This is a genomic window from Pseudomonas medicaginis (assembly GCF_965119365.1).
GTDB lineage: Bacteria > Pseudomonadota > Gammaproteobacteria > Pseudomonadales > Pseudomonadaceae > Aquipseudomonas.
The window spans coordinates 7065993-7085832 of sequence record NZ_OZ221631.1 but is presented as its reverse complement, the minus strand read 5'-3'; the positions used below and the strand labels follow the sequence as shown (position 1 = coordinate 7085832).

Below are 19840 nucleotides of genomic sequence, written 5' to 3'. Positions count from 1 at the left end.
CGAAACAGGCGCCTCGGTTTCTGAAGGACCGCGTTGTCTTCATCGCGGGCAAGCCTTGCTCCCACTGGAGATACCTGTTTTTTTGGGGGCTTTGATCGTGCCATCAGTAAAGTCCTACAGCCCATCGCGCTGAATCCTCTTTGGCCTGTCGGGAATTCCCTACACCCCTGGTGAAGTGTCTGCGCGGGGCTGCCTTGAAAGGCCCGAGGGCTTTCCTCTACCGTAACTGCTTGTCTCTTCTGTTACGGAATCGCCATGTCTTTGGCCAGCTCACGCTTCTTGTTTTTCATGGCTTTCATCGCCGCCGCCCTGGCTCTGGGCATCAGCACCTATCTGGAGTATTCCGCTGGCCTGACGCCTTGCAGCCTGTGTGTCTTGCAGCGGTTATGCCTGATGTTGTTCCTGGCGAACAGCCTCGTGGCGTGCGTGCATGGTCCAGGCCAGAGAGGCAGCCTCTTCTATGGTGCGGCAGGGTTGGTTTGTGCAACGGTGGGGATGGTCCTGGCCTGGCGCCAGGTCTTGATGCAAAGCCATTCGTTCGAGCCGTTTCCTGATTGTATTGCCCAGCCAGAATTGATGGATTCGTGGTGGTGTGCGTTGCATCGCGTCCTTGATGGCGCCGTCGATTGCGCGAATATCACCTGGACGTTGTTCGACCTGAGTATCCCTGAGTGGAGCCTGTTGTTTTTTCTTGCGGTGTGCAGCGCCATGACCTATCTGCTGCTGCGCCTTGCCTGGACTGCTCTGGTGCAACCGCTCAGCGGCGAGACGTCGCAGTTGGTCCGGGCGCTGGATTAAACACTTGTATGAACTTTATCTCCTGCGTACCTTGAAGCCATTGTCGTGCGGGCATAATCTGGCCCGCACGTGTTATTGGAATTGTGCCGCTCGATCATGTTGTGTCTGGCTTGTCCCTGGTCAATCAGGCGTGCACAGGCTACGAGGGGCATGACTCACAAGGGAAGAAATCACCATGCTCGAAAGTTGTCAGAATGCTCAGGAACGCTGGGGTGGGGTGCATCTGCTGATCGATCGCTGGCTGCAGGAGCGTCACGAACTGGTTCGAGCCTACGACGCGCTCGGCGCCAAGCCTGAAGCGCTGAGCGAAAGCCGCAAACCCTTGCAGGAGTTCTGCGGTGTGCTGGTCGACTATGTGTCTGCCGGTCATTTCGAGATCTATGAACAACTGACGGGCGAGGCCAAGGCCTTCAACGACAAGCGTGGCCTTGAACTGGCCGAGACGATCTACCCGCGCATCGATGTCATCACCGAGAAGCTGCTGGCGTTCAACGACCTGTGCGATGAAGGCAAGTGCGTGGCGGAAAAATTCAAGGAGCTGGGTGGCTTGCTGCACGAGCGTTTCGAATTGGAGGACTGCCTGATCGAAGTGCTGCACAACGCTCACAAGGAAGAAGATATCGTCCAGGCGTGAGAATTCGCGGTCATGAAAAAACGGTGCGCATTGCGCACCGTTTTTTATTGGGCCAACGTCAGGTCGTCGCGCCCAGCAACTCGATCTCAAACACCAATGGCGTATACGGCGGGATCACATCCCCGGCCCCCTCCGCGCCATAGGCCAGGGACGAGGGAATCACCAATCGCCACTTCGCGCCGACCGGCATTTGCGGCAACGCACTGCGCCAACCGTCAATCACACTGTCGAGATTGAACCATTGCGCCTGGCGGTTTGAATCGAACACGGTGCCGTCCGGCAATCGACCGATGTACAGCACCTGGACCTTGCCGTGAGGGCCAGCCTTCGCACCGTGGCCTGGCTTGATTTCGGTCAGCAGGACGCCATCTGCGAGTTGCTGGACCCCAGGCCGGCTCTTTTCTTCGGTGAGAAATGCCTGCTCGTTTTTCAACGCAGCGTCGATCTGCGGCGTTGTCGATGGCGCGTTCAGTTGCGCCTGGTGCTCGGCCAGGATCTGTTCGATGCGTCCATCCTCGAGGGCCAGCGGCTTGCCCAGGTAAGCCTGTTGCAAACCTTCGACCAAGGCTTTGATCTGCAAGTCCGGTACGTCCTGGCGCAGGCGTTCGCCGAGGCTGGCGCCCAGGCTGTAAGCCAGATCGTGGGCATCGTTTGCGCTGTTTTTTTCAACGGCCTGGACCGTTGAGCAAACCATGCACAGGAATAAAAACAGGTGACGCGACATGTGTGCTCTCCGGCCTCGAATCGAGGAATTATGCCAGTGTCGATATCTGTAGAGGTGGATTGCCAAGGCACTGGCGCAGAAGATTTTTCGTCCCTTGCAACGCAACGTCTTGTGTACTGTCAACATGCCCTAGCGGCGGTTGAAGCAGAGGTCTAGTATGAGCCGCACTCACGTCAGTCAGGAGGTAAACCATGTCGGCCACCAAGAAGCCTGTAAACACTCCGTTGCACTTGCTCCAACAACTCTCGGGCAGCCTGCTCGAACATCTGGAAAATGCCTGCTCCCAAGCCCTGGCTGATGCTGAAAAACTGCTCGCCAAACTGGAAAAGCAACGCGGCAAAGCGCAGGAAAAACTGCACAAGTCGCGCACCAAATTGCAAGACGCAGCCACCGCTGGCAAGGCCAAGGCACAAGCCAAGGCTAAAGATGTCGTGAAAGAACTCGAAGACCTGCTCGATGCCTTGAAGGCTCGTCAGTCCGAAACCCGCACCTACATTCTGCAACTCAAGCGTGATGCCCAGGAAAGCCTGAAATTGGCCCAGGGTGTTGGCCGCGTGCAAGAAGCCGCAGGCAAGGCACTGACGCTTCGCGCTGCCAAGCCTGCCGTTGTATCGGCCAAGAAGCCGGCGGCTAAACCCGCCGCGACAAAAGCACCGGCCAAAGTTGCCGCCAAGCCTGCCGCGAAAGCACCGGCAAAAGCGGCCAGCAAACCGGCTGCCAAACCTGTTGCTGCCAGCGCTGCAAAACCTGCGGCAAAAAAACCGGTCGTCAAGGCCGCTGCCAAACCCGCCGCAAAAACGGCGGCCGCTAAACCTGTAGCTGCCAAGCCCGCTGTAAAAGCTGCTGCAAAACCAGCCGCCAAACCGGCCGCTAAAACTGCTGCCGCCAAACCAGCCGCGACGAAAACCGCTGCCGCCAAACCTGCTGCCAAGGCGGCGGTAAAAACCCCTGCCAAACCTGCTGCCGCCAAGCCAGCAGCGAAGCCTGCGGTAACCAAGACGGCTGCCGCCAAACCCGCTGCGAAAACGGCTGCCAAGCCAGTCGCTGCCAAGGCGCCCGCCAAAGTGGCGGCTAAACCTGCTGCCAAACCAGCCGTGGCGAAGCCTGCAGCCAAACCCGCTGCCGCGAAACCAACTGCTGCCAAGCCAGCCGCCAAGCCCGCAGCGAAACCGGCTGTGAAAAAGCCCGCCGCTGCAAAACCTGCGACTGCGCCAGCCGCCAAGCCAGCGACACCAGCTCCGACCACTGCACCGGCTCCAACCGCCAGCACTCCGGCCACGGCGACCAGCCCATCCGCCGCCGTTGCGCCGAGCACCAGCAGCACCCCAACCAGCGCTTCCTAAGTGCCGGACACCGCGACGCGCAGCTGATGCAGCGCGTCGCGGCTCGCTGGCCCGGCATTCGCCGCCAGCCCTTGCAGCCATTGCGCTGAATCGTTCTGTTGTGTCCCAGGCCAATCCTTGGCCAACGCTTGCAATCGCTCCAGCAATCGCCGTTCGGCCGCCAACTCCAGTTGCTTGACCTGCTCGCGCAGGCCATTGAGTGCCGTGTCCTGGAGGGCACTGGTTTTCCATTGGCTGCGAAGCGTGCGCAGTGGCCGCACCACCTCGGCATCCCACGGCTCGGCCAATAGTCGAAGCTGCCGCAGCCTGTGCTCATTGCAGGCCACGCCACGCTGCGCCAGCCACAGGCCACACAGCAACAGGCAGACGTTGGCGCCGGCGTCTTGCGACGCCAGGCAGGCAGGCTCTACGCCAGGCTTGGCATAGAGGTCGAGGGAAAAACTCCACAGGTCAGGGGACATCGTGCTACTCGCGCCAGTTGTGAGCGAAGCTGGTAGACTCCGCCGCCATTATGATCCGACTTCAGAACCTGACTTTACAGCGTGGCCCGCAACGTCTGCTAGAAGACGCCGAGCTGACCCTGCACGCCGGCCACAAAGCTGGCCTCATCGGTGCCAACGGCGCCGGCAAATCGAGCCTGTTCGCCTTGCTGCGGGGTGAGCTGCACCCGGACTCGGGCGATTGCCTGCTGCCGGCCGACTGGCGTATCGCCCACATGCGCCAGGAGGTCGACACCCTCGAGCGCCTGGCGGTGGACTACGTGCTCGATGGCGACCTGCGCCTGCGCCAGGTGCAACACGACCTGGCGGCGGCCGAAGCGGCCCACGACGGTGCCGCTCAGGCCCGCCTGCACGCGGAACTCGACAGTGCCGACGGCTACACCGCCGATGCCCGCGCGCGCAAATTGCTCGCCGGCCTGGGCTTTACCAATGAACAGATGGACCGCCAGGTCGGGGACTTCTCCGGCGGCTGGCGGATGCGCCTGAACCTGGCGCAGGCCCTGATGTGCCCGTCGGATCTGCTGTTGCTCGATGAACCGACCAACCACTTGGACCTCGACGCCATCATCTGGCTCGAAGACTGGCTCAAGAGTTACCCGGGCACGTTGCTGCTGATTTCCCACGACCGCGATTTCCTCGACGCGGTGGTGGATCACGTCGCCCATGTCGACCAGCGCAAGCTCACCTTGTACCGCGGTGGCTACAGCGCTTTCGAGCGCGCCCGTGCCGAACGCCTGGCCCAGCAACAGCAGGCCTACGAGAAACAACAGGCGCAGCGCGCGCACATGGAAAGCTACATTGCCCGCTTCAAGGCCCAGGCCACCAAGGCCCGCCAGGCCCAGAGCCGGATCAAGGCGCTGGAGCGGATGGAAGAGCTGTCGGCGGCCCATGTCGATTCGCCGTTCGACTTTGTCTTCCGCGAGTCGACCAAGATTTCCAGCCCGCTGATCGACCTGTCCGACGCGCGTCTGGGTTATGGCGACAAGACCGTGCTGGAGAAGGTCAAGCTGCAACTGACGCCGGGTGCGCGGATCGGTCTGCTGGGCCCCAACGGTGCCGGCAAGTCGACCCTGATCAAGAACCTTTCCGGCGAACTCGAGCCTCTGGCCGGGCGCCTGACCCGGGGCGAGAACACGGTGGTCGGTTACTTCGCCCAGCATCAGCTCGATTCCCTGGACTCCAAGGCCAGCCCGCTGTTGCACCTGCAACGCCTGGCACCGACCGAGCGCGAGCAGACCCTGCGCGATTTCCTCGGCGGTTTCGATTTCCGCGGGGCGCGCATCGACGAGCCGGTGTTGAATTTCTCCGGCGGCGAAAAGGCGCGCCTGGCGCTGGCGTTGATCGCCTGGGGCCGGCCGAACCTGTTGCTGCTCGACGAACCCACCAACCACCTGGACCTGGAGATGCGCCTGGCCCTGACCATGGCCTTGCAGGAATTCAGTGGTGCGGTGTTGGTGGTGTCCCACGATCGGCATCTGCTCAAGAGCACCACGGATAATTTCTTCCTGGTTGCCGACGGCAAGGTCGAGGAGTTCGACGGCGACCTGGAAGACTACGCCCGTTGGCTGGTGGAATACCGTCAGCGCAACGCGCCGGTCAGCAACACGCCGGTCAACCCGGACAAGACCGACAAGAAGGCCCAGCGCCAGGCCGCCGCCGCATTGCGCCAGCAACTGGCGCCCCACAAGCGTGAGGCCGACAAGCTCGAAGCCGAGCTGGGCAAGCTGCATGAAACGTTGCAGAAAATCGAAACCAGCCTGGGCGACAGTGGTCTTTACGAGGCGGCGCGCAAGGATGAGTTGCGTGACCTGCTGGCCGAACAGGCCAGGCTGAAGGTTCGGGAAGCGGAGCTCGAGGAGGCGTGGATGCAAGCGCTGGAGTTGCTGGAAAACCTGCAAGCGGAGCTGGAGGCTCTATCCTGATGGAAGCGTTGACATTGCCTGTCCCTGTCATGTGGATCGAGCCGATCTGGCTCGGTGTGCAAATCTTGCTCATCCTGGTGGCCGGTTATGTCTCGCAGCGTTTCGTCGCACGGGCGCTGACGGGCCTGGGCGAACGTTACCCGCTCCCATCCCAACTGGTGATTATCCTGCGGGGCGTGCTGCGCTGGCTGATCATGGGCACTGCGGTGCTGGTGGTGCTCGAACGCCTGGGCGTCTCGGCCACGGTGCTGTGGACTGCACTGTCGGGCTTCGTCGCGGTGGCAGCGGTGGCGTTCTTTGCCATCTGGAGCGTGCTGTCCAACCTGTTCTGTGCCGTTTTGATCTACACCGTCGGACCGTTTCGCCTGGGAGATGTGGTCGAACTCGTGGACACCACCGACAAGCCCGGCATCAAGGGGCGCGTGGTGGCGATCAATCTGCTGTACACCACGCTGATCGAACCCGAGGAGCTCGGCACCGGCAGTGCGATGGTGCAAGTGCCCAACAGCCTGTTCTTCCAGCGATCGGTGCGGCGCTGGCGTGGCAGCGAGGCATTTCCAGTGGGTGGTTTCGTCGAATAAGGGGCTGCTGCCCAGCCCCGTGGGAGCAAGCGCCCTCGCGACGGTATTCATACCGGCTTGAATCCTTGTGCAAAAAAACGTTGGTCAATGGGCTGGAGGCGCATTAGCTTAGTCGTTTTCGACGAATCCGAGCCGAGGTGTGCAATGGTGCTGGAAACATGGCTGGCGTTTTTAGCCGCCTGTTGGGTGATCAGTCTTTCCCCGGGTGCCGGTGCCATCGCATCGATGTCCAGTGGCTTGCGCTACGGCTTTTGGCGCGGTTACTGGAATGCCCTGGGCCTGCAACTGGGCCTGGCGTTGCAAATCGTGATTGTCGCCGCCGGTGTTGGCGCGATCCTCACCGCATCCGCCACCGCGTTCTACGCGATCAAATGGTTCGGCGTGGCCTATCTGGTTTATCTGGGTATCAAGCAGTGGCGGGCCATCCCTGGCGATATCAGTGATGAGACCGTCGTGCGGCCGATCGGCAACCCTTTGGCACTGGTGTTTCGCGGTTTTCTGGTCAACGTCAGCAACCCCAAGGCGCTGGTGTTCATGCTGGCGGTGCTGCCACAGTTCATCGATCCCCATGCACCGTTGCTCAAGCAGTACCTGATCCTGGGCGTGACCATGATCTGCGTCGACCTCATCGTCATGGCCGGGTACACCGGGCTGGCGTCCAAAGTCCTGCGCCTGTTGCGCACGCCAAAACAGCAACGGCGGATGAACCGCACGTTTGCTGGCCTGTTCATCGGGGCGGCGGGCTTGCTGGCGACGATTCGCAGAGCGGCGGTGTAGACAGGGTGTGTCAGGCAAATGCCAAACCTGTGGCGAGGGAATTTATCCCCGTTCGAGTGCGCAGCACTCGCAAAAATCTTGGGGCGGCTTTGCCGCCCAGCGGGGATAAATCCCCTCGCCACAGAAGTATCTAAGCATTTACCGAGCAGTGTGGCTCAGCGCAGGATCACCGGGGCGGTGTCCCGGGGCAGGTTGTTGCGCGGCACCGGTTCGCCAGGTTGCTGATAGCTCGGGCCGCCGAGTTGTTCGCTCAGTTGCCGCGCCACATCTTCACCCAGGGCCTTGGACACTTCACGCACCACCCGTGGACGGTTGAGGCTGATGCGTGCGTCCCGGTGGTTCAGCAACTTGGTGTCCTGGCCTTCGCCCATGGCCGTAAAGGCCGAGGTGATTTCGTAGGTCTTGGTGTTGATCAGGCTGAAGTCCGCCACCAGGGTCAATGCCAGCACGGCCGAGTAGCTGTCGGTATTGGCCAGTTCGTTGATATCGCGGGTGAAGTCGATGTCCGACACCGTGCCAAACAGCACATAGTCGGCGCCCTTGAAGTTCCCGGCCTTGATGCGCTTGATCACGTCATAGACGTCGCCGTTGGACGCCGCCGTGTGGGGCGTGCCCTGGGTCAGCTGGAACATCCCGCTGCGCAGGATCTCGCCCTTGATGTCGCCGGTGAACTTACGCAGTTCACCCTGCTCGATGTAGCTGCTGGTAGCTTCCATCTCGTCGTAGCTCGAGGAAGCGCTGGCGCTGTAAGGGTTCGCCTGGAAGTTGCTCTGTGCTGAAACGGTGTGGATGTATTCCTCCACCCGCTCCTGGTACGCAAGGTCTGTCACCGCGACTTTGGGGGCCGCCTGCGCGCTGAATGCGCAGGCCAGGGCCATGATGCCTATCCATGTGCGCATGGCTTAGCGCTCCGTGGTCTTGCGGATTTCTTTTTCGTCCATCCATTCGGCCAGACCGCTCTCGACGTCGATCAATTGCAGGCTGAACTTGTAGAAGACGTCCTTGTAGTCGCTGCTGCGCTTGACGATCGAGCTGATGGAGCCCTCGAGACGGTACTTGGCAGCGATCATGTTGCCGGTCTTGGCCACGGTGCTTTTCTTGTAAAGCCCACTTTGGTTCTGCAGTTTGAGCTGGTCGACCTGGCTGTCCATGGCGGTGTTGTCGCTGGCGAAACGGGCAGCCCCGGTCTTCATCAGCTGGGTCTTGATGCTGGTGGTGATTTCGCGGGTGTCGATGTATTCGCTGGTCTTGTTCTTCACGTCATAGACCTGGACCACCGGGCGACCCTGGAGGATGCCGGACTGGGCCAGGGAGCGGGTCATGGACTCGGCGATCATTTGCAGGTCGGTGGAGCCGAACTCGTTGGTCACGGTTTCCACGGCCTTGGTATCGCCGTAGCTGATGTTCTTGTTGCCCAGTACCGGCGAGTTGTTGGCACAGCCGCTGACCAGCAGGGCGGCGAGGGCGAGGGAGGAGATGCGTACGAACATGTGGGTGCTCTCAAATAACTGCATAAAGGTTTCTGTGGCGAGGGGATAAATCCCCTCGCCACAGATTCAGCATTGACTGGCTGATCGGTATCCACCTCAAGGGGTATTGATTTCCAAACGGAAATCCACCGCCTTGGGTGTCGGTGCGATGGCCGGCAGGAAGCTGGTCTGTTCGCCGTACAGCGTCAGGCTTTTCCAGGTTTCTTCCTCGGCGATCGGAAAGCCTTCCGGCCCCAGCCAGGCAAAGCGGTAATACATCGTCTTGTTGTTGTAGCTGGTGTTGCTCAACTGGACGTTGACGGTCATGTAGCCGTTTTCCCGGGCCACACGCATGGCGCCAACCACGATGTTCTTGGTCTTGCCCATCGCCACGACCTTGCTGGCGGCGGTGCCCGGCTCCGGTGGCGGCGGGGTGGCGCAACCGGCCAGCAAGGCCAGGGCGCCGACGGCGATCAGTTTTAAACGCATGTGAACAAGACTCCGTTCTTAAGGTTGCTTGAGGGCAATGGCGGTCGGGTTGGCGCTTGGCATCACCTGGGCCGCGAGGCCACCGGCGAACACTTGGTTACCCACCGCCCGCAGGCTGATGACCTGGTAGCGCTGGTCGACGGTGACCTTGACCACCGAGCCGCCCACCGCGCTTGGCAGGGTGACGTGGTGCTCGCCTTTCTTCAGGCGCAGGCGCACCACCTGGGTGTAGTCGGGCAGGGTGCGCCAGGTGCGGGTGTCGGCCCCTTCGAGTACCGCCGAGGTCAGGCCGACGGCCAGGCCGGCCAGGGGATTGGTTTCGTTGATCTGCTTTTGCGCCACGCCACGGGTGATGGCGCGCACGGTGGTGCGCAGGATAATGCCCGGCATGTCGTCGCGCAGGGCCCGGCGAGACATGGCGGTGGTGCTGTTGAGCTGCGTCAGGTCCAACTGACGACCGTCGACACCGATCTGGCCGAAGGTGGCCGTGGAGGTGTCGGGCTTGATCAGCGGGAACGACAACGGTGTGATGACCAGGTTGCCGCTGATCGGCAAGGGCAGGGGAATGCGGATCGAGTCCCGGGACGGTGCCAGGCCGCTCTGCACCACGATCAGGATGTCGCTGTCATCGCTCTTGGCGGCGGGCTTGTCGAGGTCTCGCAGGGCCTGTTCCAGCAACGGTGTGTTGGGGCGCAGTTCGGCGGCCTTGCGATAACCCGGTGCGGCCAAGTCCTTTTCGCCCAGGGCTTCATAGACGAAACCAGCCAGGTAATGGCTGAACGCGCTCTGGTAGCTGTTCTTGAGATTGACCACGTCCGGGGCGTCGAGGCTGGCCACCGGATAACCCTGGAGGTCCTTGTATTCGGTCTTGACCCCTTGTTTCTCGGCTTCTTCCTCGCGCTTGAGGTATTCCTTGTCCCGCAGGTCGGCAATCACCGCTTCGCGTTCGTGGGTCTTCTTGATCTGGGTCCGGGCGCCGTCGAAGTCATTTACCGCCAGCAGATTCAGGGCCATCTGCGTGGTCAGCATGACCTTTTCGTAATCGTAGCCTTCGTAGCGGCGCACTTTATCGTTGACCAGGAAGCTGCCGAACTGCGCCAGGTACTTGGCCGAGTCGAGTTTGACCGCATCTTCCCACTGGCCCACCTGCTGGTCGGCACTGTTCCAGGCTGTCTGGCTGCCGGACAAGTCGCCCTTGGCACGCAGCAGCTCACCTTTCTCGAAGTAGTACAGCAGGTCTTTTTCCTGGCTGGAGTTGTTCTTTTCCAGCAGGGTCAGCGCGCCGTCGACGTTGCCGGATGCCAGTTGCTGGTTGGTCTGGGCCAATTCGCTGTCGTAGTTGCGAAAGGCCGAGCAGCCGGACAACAAGGTGATCGCGCCGAGGGCGACCGAAAGAACGGCACGGGATGCCATGAACATTTTCTTCCCTGATAGCAGCCGGAGGTGTGCGGGTCGGGCTGGAGCGATCCCACGGACAGGCGCCTGGGCGCTGTCGGTTCCTCATAAAAAGAGGAGCTTTTATGCCGTTCAATAATAAGAAGGCGGCGGGATTATAAACATGGCGCTTGGCTATGTAATGGCTTTTCAATTCCGAAATGCTGTTTTTGTGACATCACCTCCAAAGCATGAAAATCCGATGAAAATCGGCTTCTTAAACACATCCGCCCTTGAGCCAAAGCCATTGGAAGTGAACAATGTGTTACTTCTTATTACCAACCGAGAGTCATTCATGACTGCGCCGTTCCGTTTCCTGGCCTGGCTTGTACTGCCATTGCTTGCGCTGTGCAGCACTTCGCTGCTGGCCGATACCCTCGAGAGTGCTCCCCAGGCGCTGCATTTGTTGGATTACATCGGGGCGGATTACCCGGCCACGGTCGAGGCGGGCAAGGTCATCGACGAGGCGGAATACCGCGAGCAGCTGGAATTCACCCAGGCACTGGAGGGGCTGATCGCCGGGTTGCCGGACAAGCCGGAAAAGACTGAACTGGTCCAAGGCATCGGCGCCTTGCGCGCGGCAATCACCCAGCGTCAGGACGGTGGCGATGTCGCCCGCCTGGCGCGGCAACTGGGGGCCAGGCTGGCGGTGGCCTATGAAGTCAGCCAGGCGCCGGTCATCACGCCCGACCCCGTCCGTGGCGCGCCGCTGTATGCGCAGAATTGCTCGGTGTGCCACGGTGCCAACGGTGCCGGCGATGGTCCTGCCGGTGTCGGCCTGGAGCCGCCGCCCGCCAACTTGCGTGACGCCCAGCGCCTGGATCGCCTGAGTCTCTATGCGATCTACAACACCCTCGGCATGGGCATCGAAGGCACCGACATGCCGGCCTTTGCCGATCAGCTCGACGACCGCCAACGCTGGGACCTGGCGACCTACATCGCCAGTTTCAGCGCCGACCCGGCCGCCGCCAACAGTGAACAGGTCTTCAACCTCGCAGACCTGGCGCGCCAGACCCCCGCCGAAGTTCTCGCTGCGCAAGGCCCCGCGGCGGCGGCGACTTTCCGTGCCCAGCGCGCGCAGCCGCCGCAGGTCCAACGTGGCCCGGCGCAGTTACTCGACTACACGGCCGCGACCCTGGATAAAAGCATCGCGGCGTATCGCGCCGGTGACCATGACCAGGCCTACGACCTGTCGGTAGCGGCTTACCTGGAAGGGTTCGAACTGGTGGAGAGCTCGCTGGACAACGTCGATGCCAACGTGCGCAAGGACACCGAAAAGGCCCTGATGGCCTACCGTCAGTCGTTGCAGGATGGGTTGCCGGTGGAGCAGGCCGAGCAGCGCCTGGACGCGGCCAAGGCCAAGTTGAAGGCATCTGCCGAGCTGCTGGGTAGCGATGGCTTGAGCTGGTCGCTGAGCTACATCTCCGGGTTGCTGATTCTGCTGCGTGAAGGGTTGGAAGCGATCCTGGTGCTGGCGGCGATCCTGGCGTTCCTGCGCAACACCGGCCAGCAGTCGGCGGTGCGCAGTGTCAACGTCGGTTGGGGCCTGGCATTGCTGGCCGGCCTGGCGACCTGGGGCCTGGCGGCGTATGTGATCGACGTCAGCGGTTCCCAGCGTGAACTGCTCGAAGGCGCGACAGCGCTGTTCGCCAGTGTGATGGTGCTGTGGCTGGGCGTCTGGATGCACGATCGGCGCCACGCGGCGGCCTGGCAGGATTACATCAAGAGCAGCCTGGTGGGCGGCGGTGGTCGTTTTGGTTTTGCGATCCTGGCGTTCTTCTCGGTCTATCGCGAACTGTTCGAAGTGATCCTGTTCTACGAAACCCTGTGGCTCCAGGCGGGCCCCGCCGGGCACAACGCGGTATTGGCTGGCGGCGCGACGGCGCTGGTATTGCTGGTGGGGCTGGCCTGGGTGATCCTGCGCGGCTCGGCGAAACTGCCGCTGGCGCTGTTCTTCAGCATCAACGCTGCGTTGCTGTGTGCACTGTCAGTGGTATTCGCCGGCCACGGCGTGAAGGCGTTGCAGGAAGCCGGGATCTTCGGCACCCGTCCGGTGGCGTTCTTCGACTTCGACTGGCTGGGCATTCATGCCGATGCCTATTCGCTGGCCGCTCAAGTGGTGGCGATCCTGGCGATCGTGGTGCTGTATGGGCGCAGTTGGGTGGCGGACAAGCGTCGGGTCCAGGTTTCCTGAAAAGCATTCGCTGCGCTCAAAGTCGCGGGCAAGCCTTGCTCCCACAGGTGATTGCTGGCTGTGGGGCAAGACTTGCCCGCGATGCTCTTGATTTGGAGGAAACAACACAATGCGCGTATGGATCGACGCCGATGCCTGTCCCAGGGCGGCGAAGGAATTGGTGGTCAAGTTCGCCCTGAAGCGTCGGTTCGAGGTGATACTGGTGGCCGGCCAGCCGCAGATCAAGCCGGCCCTGGCTTGTGTGAAGCTGATCGTGGTACCCAGTGGCCCTGATGCGGCGGACGATTACCTGGTGGAGCACGCCGAGCCGGGTGAACTGGTGATCTGCAGCGACGTGCCCCTGGCGGACCGGTTGGTGAAGAAGGGCGTCGCGGCCCTGGATCCACGAGGCAAGGCATTCGATGCACAGAACATGGGGGAGCGGCTGGCGGTGCGTAACCTGTTCACTGATTTGCGTGAACAGGGCCACGTGGGCGGCGGTCCGGCGGCGTACAGCGAGCGGGACAAGCAGGAGTTTGCCAATGCCCTGGATCGGATCCTGACGCGTCTGACCCGAGTTTCCTGAGCCTTGCCTCAGTCCCCTTGTGGGAGCGGGCTTGCTCGCGAAGGCGTCGGTTCAGTTGGCCCATCGAGTGGCTGACACACCGCTTTCGCGAGCAAGCCCGCTCCCACAGGAAGGAAGTCGGCGGGGTCAGGCGTCGTTCTCGTGCGTCAGCTCCAACACCCGGTCCACCAGCTTGTTGATGCCTGAAGCCGCTTCGCTGATGTTCTGCGCCAGCATGTAGGCCGGGGTGCTGACCAGTTTGCGCGCGCGGTCTTCGACGATGTCGGTGACCGCGCAGTCTTCATGAGTGCCGCCCATCTTGCTTACGGCCGCCGCCGTGTCCGGATCGTTGCCGATGGTGCACGTGACCCCCGGGCCATAGATTTTTGCCGCCAGGGCCGGGGAAATACAGATCAGCCCCACCGGTTTGCCCGCCTCGGCAAAGGCCTCGGTCAATGCCAGGACCTCCGGCTGAACGGTGCAACCGGCGCCTTCGACGGCAAAGTTGGAGAGGTTTTTCGCCGAGCCAAAACCACCGGGTACGATCAGGGCATCGAAATCCTCGACCCTGGCCTCACGCAAATCCTTCACGTTGCCCCGGGCGATCCGTGCCGACTCCACCAACACGTTGCGGCTCTCGGGCATTTCCTCGCCGGTCAGGTGATTGATCACATGCAACTGGGCAATGTCGGGGGCGAAGCACTGGACCTGCGCCCCGCGCTGATCGAGGCGCAGCAAGGTGATCACGCTTTCGTGGATCTCGGCGCCGTCATACACGCCACAGCCGGAAAGGATCACTGCAATTTTTTTGCTCATGGGCTTTTCTCCAGATTCATGGCGTTAAATGTCTACTAATTTGTCACTCGTTGCCATAGGGGGATCGGGCAGCTACACCTAATCTGCCGACTATCTCCTGCCTTGCATGCCCGGGTTGTGTCATGAACTTCATCCTGTATGCCGTGCCGTTCTTCTTCGTGCTGATCGCCGTCGAGTTGCTGGCCGATCGCTGGCGGGGCGTGAGCCACTATCGGGTGGCGGACGCGATCAACAGCTTGAGCACCGGTGTGCTGTCCACCACCACGGGCCTGTTGACCAAAGGCGTGGGGCTGGTGACCTACGCCTTTGCGCTCGAACACCTGGCTGTCATCGAACTGCCTGCCGACCGAGCCTGGACCTGGGTGTTTGCCTTCGTGCTCTACGACTTCTGTTACTACTGGCTGCACCGCATGGGCCATGAGCGCAACATTCTCTGGGCCGCCCATTCGGTGCACCACCAGAGCGAGGAGTACAACCTTTCCACCGCGTTGCGCCAGACCAGCACCGGGTTCCTGTTGAGCTGGGTCTTCTACATCCCGCTTGCCGTACTGGGCGTGCCACTGGTGGTCTTCGTCAGCGTCGCGGCGTTGAATCTGCTGTACCAGTTCTGGGTCCACACCCAGCACATTCCCAAGCTCGGCTGGCTGGAGTGGTGCTTCGTGACGCCGTCCAATCATCGTGCCCACCATGCACAGAACCCTCTCTACATGGATCGCAACTACGGCGGGGTGTTCATTATTTGGGACCGTCTGTTTGGCACCTTCCAAGAAGAAGACGATAACGAGCCGGTGATTTTTGGCGTGACCTCGCCGCTGGCGAGTTGGAATCCGTTGTGGGCCAACCTGCAGTTCTATGCACAGCTGTGGGCCGATGCGCGGCGGACCGAGCGCGGGTGGGACAAGTTGCGAATCTGGTTCATGCCCACCGGTTGGCGTCCGGCGGACGTCGCGGACCAATACCCGCTGAACAAGCCGGACCTGAGCCAGTTCCGCAAATTCGCCGTGCCGCTGGATCCGCGCCAGCAGTGGTACGTGGGGCTGCAGTTCTGTGTCTACATTGCCCTGGGCAGTTATCTGATGAACCTTGAAGGCAGCCTGCCGGTCACCGCCCTGGTGCTGGGTTGGGGCGCGGTGGCGTTCGGCCTGTTCGTGTTGGGCGTAGCCTTGGAGAATCGCCCATGGGCGCTGAAACTGGAGCTGTTGCGGCTGGCTTCGAATCTGCCGCTGGTGTGGATGGCGCCCTTGGCCGGGTTGTGGCCGGCCAGCTCCGTGGCCTGGGTCGGGTTGCTCAGCTACAGCTTGCTCAGTGGCATCGGACTGTATTGCTGCCGGACCCGGTTTACTCGGTTGGCGTCGTAGGTTCGCCTGGCCTGGCTTGCGCCAGGCGCTCGGCTTCGAGGACTTTCCTGGCCAGCCGCGCATTCTTGATGCGTCGGCGCAGCCACAGCACCAGGCCCAGCACCAGCAGCGCGCCGAGCACCCACAATTCGTATTTCTTGATGCTGCCCAGCATGCCTTCGAGCACCGCGCCGAAATGGTACGCGGCAGCGGCCAGGGCCGTAGCCCACACCGCCGCACCGATGCCGTTGAGCAACAGGTAGCGGCCTGGCGGGTAGCCTGACAGGCCGATTGCCACCGGCATCACCGTGCGCAGGCCGTAGACGAAGCGGAAGCTCAGGACCCAGATGTCCGGATGCCGGCGGATGTGTTCCAGCGCGCGGTCGCCCATCAACTGCCAGCGCGGTTTGCGCGCCAAGAGCTTGCGCCCGTGCTTGCGCCCCAGGAAATACCACAACTGGTCGCCCGCGTAGCTGCCGCAGAACGCCACGACCACCACCAGGTTGATGTCCATGTAACCACGGAACGCCAGGAAGCCTGCGAGCACGAGGATGGTTTCGCCTTCGAAGAACGTGCCGATAAACAGGGCCAAATAGCCGAAGTCGTGCAGAAATTGTTGGAGCATTGTCTGGGTGCTGGCGAAATGAACGCGCAGCCTAACCCTTCAGGCACATTCAGGAAAGTATCGAAATGTGTCTCGACGTGAACAATTCCTACAGAAGACAATGACTGCGACTACCGGTCGCGCCTTAGCACAAGTGTCACACGTTCGTCATAATGGCCGCTTATAACTGTCACGCTCGCCCGTCTGCGGGCTCAGGAGTCTGCCGTGAGCTTTACCCCTGCCAATCGTCTGTTCCCTGCTACCCGTCTGCGTCGCAACCGCCGTGATGAGTTCTCTCGTCGGCTGGTGCGTGAAAACGTGCTGACCACCGATGACCTGATCCTGCCGGTATTCGTGCTGGACGGTGAGAACCGTCGCGAAGCGGTGGCGTCGATGCCCGGGGTGGAGCGCCTGACCATCGACCTGCTGCTCGAAGAGGCCGCCCACTGGGTCGAGCTGGGCATCCCGGCGCTGGCGCTGTTCCCGGTCACGCCGCCGACACTCAAGTCCCTGGACGCCGCCGAAGCCTGGAACCCGCAGGGCATTGCCCAACGTGCGACTCGTGCCTTGCGTGCACGCTTCCCGGAGCTGGGGGTGATCACCGACGTGGCGCTGGACCCGTTCACCACCCACGGGCAGGACGGTATCCTCGATGAAGAAGGCTACGTGCAGAACGACATTACCGTCGATGCCCTGGTCAGGCAGGCCCTGTCCCACGCCGAGGCCGGTGCCCAGGTAGTGGCGCCGTCGGACATGATGGACGGGCGCATCCAGGCGATCCGCGAAGCCCTCGAGGTGGCCGGTCACGTCAACGTGCGGATCATGGCCTATTCGGCCAAGTACGCCAGCGCCTATTACGGCCCGTTCCGCGACGCGGTCGGCTCGGCCCTGAACCTGGGCAAGGCCAACAAGGCCTCCTATCAGATGGACCCGGCCAACAGTCAGGAAGCCTTGCACGAAGTGGCGGCGGACTTGTCAGAAGGGGCAGACATGGTCATGGTCAAGCCTGGCATGCCTTACCTCGACATTCTTTGCCGGGTCAAAGACGAATTCAAAGTGCCGACCTTTGTGTATCAGGTCAGCGGCGAGTACGCCATGCACATGGCCGCGATCCAGAACGGGTGGTTGGGTGAAGGGGTGATCCTGGAGTCCTTGACCGCTTTCAAACGCGCAGGCGCTGATGGCATCCTGACTTACTTTGCCGTACGCGCCGCCCAATTGTTACGAGAGCAGAAATAGCCTCCCAGGAACTTGCGATGAATACCGAAGGACTCTCCGAAATTGCCGTAAAAGACGCTCAACCCGTGGTCGAGCAAGTCGCCGAGACACCGCCGGAGCTGGAGCCCGCTCCCCCGGCTGTCGTCGAACCTGCCCCGGCACCGGCGATTGTCATTCCGAGCCTGGATGACAGCAGCCTCTACATCCATCGCGAGCTGTCGCAACTGCAGTTCAACATCCGCGTGCTGGAGCAGGCGCTGGACGAGTCCTATCCGCTGCTGGAACGGCTCAAGTTCCTGTTGATCTTTTCCAGCAACCTGGATGAGTTTTTCGAAATCCGCGTCGCGGGCCTGAAGAAGCAGATTACCTTCGCCCGTGAGCAGGCCGGCGCCGACGGCCTGCAACCGCACCAGGCCCTGGCCCGCATCAGCGAGCTGGTCCACGGCCATGTTGACCGCCAGTACGCGATCCTCAACGACATCCTGTTGCCGGAGCTGGAAAAGCACCATGTGCGCTTCATCCGTCGACGTAACTGGAACACCAAGATCAAGACGTGGGTGCGCCGCTATTTCCGCGACGAGATCGCGCCGATCATCACCCCGATCGGCCTCGATCCGACGCACCCGTTCCCGCTGCTGGTCAACAAGAGCCTGAACTTCATCGTGGAACTGGAGGGCATCGACGCCTTCGGTCGCGATTCCGGCCTGGCGATCATCCCGGCACCGCGCCTGTTGCCGCGCATCATCCGCGTGCCGGAAGACGTTGGTGGCCCTGGCGACAATTATGTGTTCCTGTCGTCGATGATCCACGCCCATGCCGACGACCTGTTCCAGGGCATGAAGGTCAAGGGTTGCTACCAGTTCCGCCTGACCCGTAACGCCGACCTCTCGGTGGACACCGAGGACGTCGAAGACCTGGCCCGCGCCTTGCGCGGGGAGTTGTTCTCCCGGCGCTATGGCGATGCGGTGCGCCTGGAGGTGGCCGACACCTGCCCGAAACACCTGTCCGATTACTTGCTAAAGCAGTTCAACCTGCACGAGACCGAGCTGTATCAGGTCAACGGCCCGGTCAACCTGACCCGGCTGTTCAGCATCACCGGCCTGGACAGCCACCCGGAACTGCAATACCTGCCGTTCACGCCGCAGATCCCGAAACTGCTGCAAAACAGCGAGAACATTTTCAGCGTGATCAGCAAGCAGGACATCCTGCTGTTGCACCCGTTCGAGTCGTTCACGCCGGTGGTCGACCTGCTGCGCCAGGCCGCCAAGGATCCCCACGTCCTGGCGGTGCGCCAGACCCTGTATCGCAGCGGCGCCAACTCGGAAATCGTCGACGCCCTGGTGGACGCGGCGCGAAACGGCAAGGAAGTCACTGCTGTGATCGAATTGCGCGCGCGCTTCGACGAAGAGTCCAACCTGCAACTGGCCAGCCGCCTGCAAGCGGCCGGTGCGGTGGTGATCTATGGCGTGGTCGGCTTCAAGACCCACGCCAAGATGATGCTCATCCTGCGCCGCGAGGCCGGTGAGATCGTGCGTTACGCCCACTTGGGCACCGGCAACTATCACGCTGCCAACGCCCGCCTGTACACCGACTACAGCCTGCTGACCTCCGACGATGCCTTGTGCGAAGACGTCGGCAAGCTGTTCAGCCAGTTGATCGGCATGGGCAAGACCCTGCGCATGAAGAAACTGCTGCACGCGCCGTTCACCCTGAAAAAGGGCATGCTCGACATGATCGCCCGGGAGACGCAGTTCGCCCTGGACGGCAAGCCGGCCCACATCATTGCCAAGTTCAACTCGCTGACCGATCCGAAGATCATCCGTGCGCTGTACAAGGCCAGCCAGTCGGGCGTGCGTATCGACCTGGTGGTGCGTGGCATGTGCTGCCTGCGGCCGGGCATCCCGGGGGTGTCCCATAACATCCATGTCCGCTCGATCATCGGGCGTTTCCTGGAGCATACGCGGGTGTTCTACTTCCTCAACGGCGGTGAGGAACAGATGTTCCTGTCCAGCGCCGACTGGATGGAGCGCAACCTCGACAAGCGGGTCGAGACCTGCTTCCCGGTGGAAGGCAAGAAGCTGATCCTGCGGGTCAAGAAGGAGTTGGAAAGCTACCTCACCGACAACACCCACAGCTGGAGCCTGCAGTCGGATGGTCGCTACATCCGCAACACGCCGACCGGCAACCAGAACCCGCGCAGCGCCCAGGCGACGTTGCTCGAGCGCTTGAGCAGCCCGGTGTTGACGGTTAGCTAGGGACGGTGGAAGGGGCGAGCTCAGCTTTCCGTGGCGAGGGCGCTTGTTTGTGGCGAGGGGATTTATCTGTGGCGACGGGGTTTATCTGTGGGGAGGGGATTTATCCCCGTTGGGCTGCGCAGCAGCCCTCAAGCCTGAGCCTGTGGTACGTCAGATCCACTGAGTTATTCGCACAGGGGGCTGCTGCGCAGCCCATCGGGG

At 61.8% G+C, this 19840-nt stretch carries 19 protein-coding genes; 11 read left to right on the top strand and 8 right to left on the bottom strand.

Translation table 11 applies throughout. The annotated features are described in order from the left end of the window. The first annotated feature begins 255 nt into the window (after positions 1-255). Together ACMTA2_RS31375 and rsd are read left to right on the top strand one after the other, a co-directional pair. Positions 256-798, top strand: coding sequence for a disulfide bond formation protein B (locus tag ACMTA2_RS31375; RefSeq protein WP_413793171.1), 543 nt, complete (start codon positions 256-258; stop codon positions 796-798). A gap of 175 nt (positions 799-973) precedes the next feature. After that, positions 974-1432 (top strand): sigma D regulator, encoded by a 459-nt coding sequence (rsd, locus tag ACMTA2_RS31370; protein WP_413793170.1) that lies wholly within the window; start codon positions 974-976, stop codon positions 1430-1432. 58 nt (positions 1433-1490) lie between these two features. Here rsd and ACMTA2_RS31365 read toward each other — a convergent pair whose 3' ends face one another. After that, positions 1491-2156 carry an FKBP-type peptidyl-prolyl cis-trans isomerase gene (locus ACMTA2_RS31365; protein WP_413793169.1) on the bottom strand — a complete coding sequence of 222 codons (666 nt, stop codon included), beginning with the start codon at positions 2154-2156 and terminating at the stop codon, positions 1491-1493. A 191-nt stretch (positions 2157-2347) separates the two neighbouring features. Between ACMTA2_RS31365 and ACMTA2_RS31360 the strand changes: the two genes are divergently transcribed. Continuing rightward, positions 2348-3499 (top strand): AlgP family protein, encoded by a 1152-nt coding sequence (locus ACMTA2_RS31360; RefSeq protein ID WP_413793168.1) that lies wholly within the window; start codon positions 2348-2350, stop codon positions 3497-3499. Here the strand turns inward: ACMTA2_RS31360 and ACMTA2_RS31355 are convergent. Next, positions 3496-3960: a TIGR02444 family protein gene (locus ACMTA2_RS31355; RefSeq protein WP_413793167.1), complete on the bottom strand. Its 465-nt coding sequence runs from the start codon at positions 3958-3960 to the stop codon at positions 3496-3498. The genes ACMTA2_RS31360 and ACMTA2_RS31355 overlap by 4 nt on opposite strands. A gap of 50 nt (positions 3961-4010) precedes the next feature. Between ACMTA2_RS31355 and abc-f the strand changes: the two genes are divergently transcribed. From abc-f to rhtB, 3 genes are all read left to right on the top strand, one after another. Beyond that, positions 4011-5921 (top strand): ribosomal protection-like ABC-F family protein, encoded by a 1911-nt coding sequence (abc-f, locus tag ACMTA2_RS31350; RefSeq protein ID WP_413793166.1) that lies wholly within the window; start codon positions 4011-4013, stop codon positions 5919-5921. After that, positions 5921-6502: a mechanosensitive ion channel domain-containing protein gene (locus ACMTA2_RS31345; RefSeq protein ID WP_413793165.1), complete on the top strand. Its 582-nt coding sequence runs from the start codon at positions 5921-5923 to the stop codon at positions 6500-6502. The genes abc-f and ACMTA2_RS31345 overlap by 1 nt, the downstream gene beginning before the upstream one ends. Positions 6503-6646: 144 nt before the next feature. Continuing rightward, complete coding sequence (gene rhtB, locus ACMTA2_RS31340; RefSeq protein ID WP_413793164.1) at positions 6647-7279, top strand: homoserine/homoserine lactone efflux protein; 633 nt, start codon at positions 6647-6649, stop codon at positions 7277-7279. Positions 7280-7434: 155 nt separating this feature from the next. Here rhtB and ACMTA2_RS31335 read toward each other — a convergent pair whose 3' ends face one another. The 4 genes from ACMTA2_RS31335 to ACMTA2_RS31320 form a co-directional block, all read right to left on the bottom strand. Next, positions 7435-8178 (bottom strand): penicillin-binding protein activator LpoB, encoded by a 744-nt coding sequence (locus ACMTA2_RS31335; RefSeq protein WP_413793163.1) that lies wholly within the window; start codon positions 8176-8178, stop codon positions 7435-7437. A 3-nt stretch (positions 8179-8181) separates the two neighbouring features. Beyond that, positions 8182-8769, bottom strand: coding sequence for a penicillin-binding protein activator LpoB (gene lpoB / locus ACMTA2_RS31330; RefSeq protein ID WP_003177333.1), 588 nt, complete (start codon positions 8767-8769; stop codon positions 8182-8184). Between the two features lie 96 nt (positions 8770-8865). Then, complete coding sequence (locus ACMTA2_RS31325) at positions 8866-9237, bottom strand: DUF1425 domain-containing protein (protein WP_413793162.1); 372 nt, start codon at positions 9235-9237, stop codon at positions 8866-8868. Positions 9238-9255: 18 nt separating this feature from the next. Beyond that, positions 9256-10650, bottom strand: a complete 1395-nt coding sequence (locus ACMTA2_RS31320) for a COG3014 family protein (RefSeq protein WP_413793161.1) — start codon at positions 10648-10650, stop codon at positions 9256-9258. Positions 10651-10966: 316 nt separating this feature from the next. On the opposite strand from ACMTA2_RS31320, the gene ACMTA2_RS31315 reads away from it, so the two are divergent. Further along, the gene (locus ACMTA2_RS31315) at positions 10967-12865 is read left to right on the top strand and encodes an FTR1 family protein (protein ID WP_413793160.1); all 1899 of its coding nucleotides are present in this window, start codon (positions 10967-10969) and stop codon (positions 12863-12865) included. 109 nt (positions 12866-12974) lie between these two features. Beyond that, a complete protein-coding gene (locus ACMTA2_RS31310; protein WP_413793159.1) occupies positions 12975-13430 on the top strand; it encodes a YaiI/YqxD family protein in 456 nt (151 codons plus the stop codon). 126 nt (positions 13431-13556) lie between these two features. On the opposite strand, the gene elbB is transcribed toward ACMTA2_RS31310, so the two are convergent. Beyond that, on the bottom strand, positions 13557-14225 hold the full coding sequence (gene elbB / locus ACMTA2_RS31305; protein WP_413793158.1) for an isoprenoid biosynthesis glyoxalase ElbB: 669 nt from the start codon (positions 14223-14225) through the stop codon (positions 13557-13559). A 122-nt stretch (positions 14226-14347) separates the two neighbouring features. Between elbB and ACMTA2_RS31300 the strand changes: the two genes are divergently transcribed. Continuing rightward, entirely contained in the window at positions 14348-15583 is a 1236-nt protein-coding gene (locus ACMTA2_RS31300) for a sterol desaturase family protein (RefSeq protein WP_413793157.1), read from the top strand. Here the strand turns inward: ACMTA2_RS31300 and ACMTA2_RS31295 are convergent. Next, positions 15564-16187, bottom strand: coding sequence for a DedA family protein (locus ACMTA2_RS31295; RefSeq protein ID WP_413793156.1), 624 nt, complete (start codon positions 16185-16187; stop codon positions 15564-15566). The genes ACMTA2_RS31300 and ACMTA2_RS31295 overlap by 20 nt on opposite strands. Before the next feature lie 204 nt (positions 16188-16391). Here ACMTA2_RS31295 and hemB point away from each other — a divergent pair, with 204 nt between their 5' ends. Both hemB and ppk1 read left to right on the top strand, forming a co-directional pair. Further along, positions 16392-17405 (top strand): porphobilinogen synthase, encoded by a 1014-nt coding sequence (gene hemB / locus ACMTA2_RS31290; protein ID WP_413793155.1) that lies wholly within the window; start codon positions 16392-16394, stop codon positions 17403-17405. 17 nt (positions 17406-17422) lie between these two features. Then, positions 17423-19639, top strand: coding sequence for a polyphosphate kinase 1 (gene ppk1 / locus ACMTA2_RS31285; protein WP_413793154.1), 2217 nt, complete (start codon positions 17423-17425; stop codon positions 19637-19639). The last annotated feature ends 201 nt before the right edge of the window (positions 19640-19840 follow it).